Origin of the sequence: Intrasporangium sp. (genome assembly GCF_032907665.1) — a bacterium.
Classification (GTDB): domain Bacteria; phylum Actinomycetota; class Actinomycetes; order Actinomycetales; family Dermatophilaceae; genus Intrasporangium.
Genome location: NZ_JAJJPG010000232.1, coordinates 1 through 3187 on the forward strand (window position 1 = coordinate 1; position 3187 = coordinate 3187).

The 3187-nt window shown below is 71.8% G+C and carries 5 protein-coding genes; 2 read left to right on the forward strand and 3 right to left on the reverse strand.

The annotated features are described in order from the left end of the window. The coding region (locus LOY02_RS18695; RefSeq protein ID WP_317183874.1) for a glycosyltransferase at positions 1–1091 on the reverse strand (1091 nt) is incomplete at its 3' end. A gap of 39 nt (positions 1092–1130) precedes the next feature. On the opposite strand from LOY02_RS18695, the gene LOY02_RS18700 reads away from it, so the two are divergent. Both LOY02_RS18700 and LOY02_RS18705 read left to right on the forward strand, forming a co-directional pair. Then, the gene (locus tag LOY02_RS18700) at positions 1131–1952 is read left to right on the forward strand and encodes a hypothetical protein (protein WP_317183875.1); all 822 of its coding nucleotides are present in this window, start codon (positions 1131–1133) and stop codon (positions 1950–1952) included. After that, positions 1949–2248 carry a hypothetical protein gene (locus tag LOY02_RS18705; RefSeq protein ID WP_317183876.1) on the forward strand — a complete coding sequence of 100 codons (300 nt, stop codon included), beginning with the start codon at positions 1949–1951 and terminating at the stop codon, positions 2246–2248. The genes LOY02_RS18700 and LOY02_RS18705 overlap by 4 nt, the downstream gene beginning before the upstream one ends. Before the next feature lie 14 nt (positions 2249–2262). On the opposite strand, the gene LOY02_RS18710 is transcribed toward LOY02_RS18705, so the two are convergent. Both LOY02_RS18710 and LOY02_RS18715 read right to left on the reverse strand, forming a co-directional pair. Next, positions 2263–2817, reverse strand: a complete 555-nt coding sequence (locus LOY02_RS18710; RefSeq protein WP_317183877.1) for a nuclear transport factor 2 family protein — start codon at positions 2815–2817, stop codon at positions 2263–2265. After that, positions 2763–3187, reverse strand: a 425-nt coding sequence (locus LOY02_RS18715; RefSeq protein WP_317183878.1) for a phosphatase PAP2 family protein, incomplete at its 5' end; no start/stop codon positions are given. The genes LOY02_RS18710 and LOY02_RS18715, both read right to left, overlap by 55 nt.

The following is a 3187-nucleotide window of genomic DNA, read 5'->3' on the forward strand; positions in this document are numbered from 1 at the left end:
CGCCTGTGGAAGTGTTCCTCGGAGAAGGTGTCGGCGTGCGCGCGGATCGCGCCCGCATCCCAGGCGTGGTCGCGGTGGGCGAGGACGGCCGCACGGATGGACTGCGCCGTCGGGGCGTCGAAGAAGTCGCCCGACACACCGGGGGCGATGGTGTCGAGGTAGCCCCCGTCGCGCAGGGCCAGGGTCGGCCGGCCGAAGGATCCCGCCTCGAGCGGCGTCAGGCCGAAGTCCTCGAGGCTCGGCGCGACGAGGGTGGTGGCGTGCGCGTAGGCCCAGCGCAGCTGCGCATCGAGGAGGCCCGACACGATCCGCACGTTGGGCGGGGCCGTGGCACGCAGCCGCGCCTCCAGGGGGCCGTGCCCGACGACGACCAGCCGCTCGTCAAGGCCGTCGAAGGCCCGGACGGCCTCGGTGACGTTCTTGTAGGGGAGCAGTCGAGAGACGAGCAGGTGGTAGCCCTCGGACGCCCAGTCGGTCAGCTCGGAGACGGGCTCGCTCGGACCTTCGGGGTCGATGCCGAAGGGCGGGGGAACGACGTCCGCGTCGATGCCGTAGGCCGCCTTGACGCGGTCCCGCACGACGGTGGAGTTGACCAGGTAGCGGTCCGCGGTGGCAGCTGCGCGACGGTCCCAGGCTCGCAGGGCGGGGGAGAGGGCGAGCAGCGCCCGCCCCTTGAGGGACGAGCGTGGGTCGTGGCCGAGGTAGGCCTCGGCCTGGTAGAGCCAGCGGGCCGGGGCGTGGCAGTAGACGAGTTTCCGACCGGTGGTCGGGACCCCGTGCGCCCAGCCCGAGCTCGAGGCGATGACGAGGTCGGCATCGACCGGCAGCCGCGCAATGGCCCAGGGCAGCAGCGGGAGGGACACGCGGTGGTCCTGTCGCAGCCGCGTGATGCGGTCGAGGGGGGATGTCACGATCCGAGCGCTCCGAAACTCCGGGAACGTCCCGTCGGGGTCGTAGAGGGTCGTGTGGACCACGGCCTCGGGGAAGGCCCGCAGGATCGAGAGGACGACACGCTCCGCACCGCCGCGCTGGGTGAGGTAGTCGTGGGCGATGGCCACGCGGGGCCGGCGAGGGCCGCTGCCACCTCTCATGGCGACGATGATGCCACGGGGTCGTTACGCTGCAGCACGATGCTCACCTCACCAGCCGTCGAGGACCGCGTGTTCGTGGTCCACGCGCTCGGTGCCCGCCTCGCGGTCGACCTGGACGGGCTGCCTCCTGTCCTCGTCGCGCGGTTCCGGCACGCGTGGCAGCACTGCGCCGAGCCGTCCGCCGGGGGAGCGCTCGCGGCGGACGAGGTGGACGCAGGCACCTTGTCGCTGGCCGACCGGCTCGGGGAACCGCTCGTCGACGCCAATGGCGACGCACACGCGCGCCTGCTCATGCGGGCGACCCAGTCGATCACCAAGGCGCTCATCGCCGCCCAGGCGGGCCGACTGATCATGCTCCACGCCGGCGCGCTCAGCCACCCCGACACGGGCGCCGCGGTGGTCTTCGTCGCGCCGGGCGGCACGGGCAAGACCACCTTGAGCCGGACGTTCGGGCACACGCTCGCCTACCTCACCGACGAGACCGTCGCGATCACCGCCGACCGCGGCATCCTGCCGTATCCCAAGCCCCTCTCGATCCGTCGAACGCCGCACCAAGGTGTCAAAGATGAGCTCCCTGCGAGTGAGCTGGGCCTGGTCTCCCCGCGGGTCGAGCCGTGGGTGGCCGGGATCATCGTCCTCCGCCGTGACGCCGCCCTCGACGGCGTGGTCGTCGAGGAGCTGGGCGCCCTGGACGCCATCGTCGCCCTCGCCCCCGAGACCTCGTCCCTGACGCGACTGGAGCGTCCCCTGCACCGGCTCGCCGAGCTCGGCGAGGCGACAGGCGGGTACCGGCTCGTGCGCTACGCCGAGGCCGCCGACCTCGGACCCGTCCTCGGCGAGATCACCGGGAGGCTGCCGTGACCGATCCTCTCGTGCGCGCCGTCGAGGCCGTCGACGAGCTCGTCGTCGACGGCGAGGGAGTGGTCCTGCTCAACGACGGCGGAGCGGGGCGCCTCGTGCGCCTGTCACCGCTGGGGCTCGCGGTGCGGCGACTGACGAGAGAGGGTATGCCGCTGAGCCGGCTGGGTGCCCACCTGACCGACGAGTTCGGCTCGCCGGAGGACGGCGACGTGGAGGGGGCGGTTCGTGCAGTCGTCGAGGACCTGGCGTCTCAGGGCGTCGTCGAGATGGTCGAAGTCGCGGCCCCCGGTCCCTGACGTGGTGGCTCCACTCACCGGACGTGCTCGGCGGGCGCGCGCCTGGGTGGCACCTCCATCGTGGCGTAGTGCTCCGCGTTGCCCGGCACGTTCGAGAAGCAGTCACGAGTGTGCACGGTCTTCCAGTGGCGGATCTCCGACCTGCTGACGACGTCGCCACGGTAGGTGTGGCCATCCCGACCGACCTCGTTGAAGGTCCACGCCGCAAACACGGTCATGCTGCCTGTCGGGGACCACGGGTGGTAGACCGCGACGCGGTGCGGCGTGACCGAGATCGAGGCATTGTGGGCGAAGATCGCGCGGAGGATCGCCTCGATCTCCGCTCTGCCGCGCCACGGACCCGCCATCGGGGTGCCTGCGGGGAACTCGAGCACGGCATCCTCGGCCCAGAGGCGGGCGAGACGTTCGGCATCCATGGACTCGAAGGCTTCGTAGACCTTGCCCATCTGCTTGCGCCAGAACCATTCGGCGAACATCGCGGGTCTTCTCCTCCGCCAGGGGTTGCCTTCCAGAGTCACGTTGTCGGCCTCCTCGGCGTCGGACCAGAGGCGGAAGTCCCGAAACTCCATCGCGTGAGCGCAAGGACCGCGAGCACGAGCGCCTCCGTCAGTGCGAAGGATCCGAGGACGTCGACGGGCCGGTGCGCCCACCACGACACGTTGCCGACCGCCGCGAGCAGGGCCACGGCCGCGCCGATGCCGATGATCGGCCGTGGGGGAGGCCGCCCCGGCTTGCGGGGCCAGAGCAGGACCACGGCCGTGACGACGACGAAGGCGGCCGTGGCGTGGGTCGAGGGGAACGTGTTGTGGCTGTAACCGGCCACCCCAAGGTCCGGTCGGTCGACCGCCTCCTGCAGCCACCGGCTCAGCGGGATCGCGGCAGTGGACACCGCCACGGCTGCCACCTCCTTCCAGAGCCCGCGCACCAGGCCCCACACCG

Coding starts and splice junctions, on each gene's coding strand:
- LOY02_RS18700 (WP_317183875.1), top strand. CDS start 1,131: ATGCTCACCTCACCAGCCGTCGAGGACCGCGTGTTCGTGGTCCACGCG.
- LOY02_RS18710 (WP_317183877.1), bottom strand. CDS start 2,817: ATGGAGTTTCGGGACTTCCGCCTCTGGTCCGACGCCGAGGAGGCCGAC.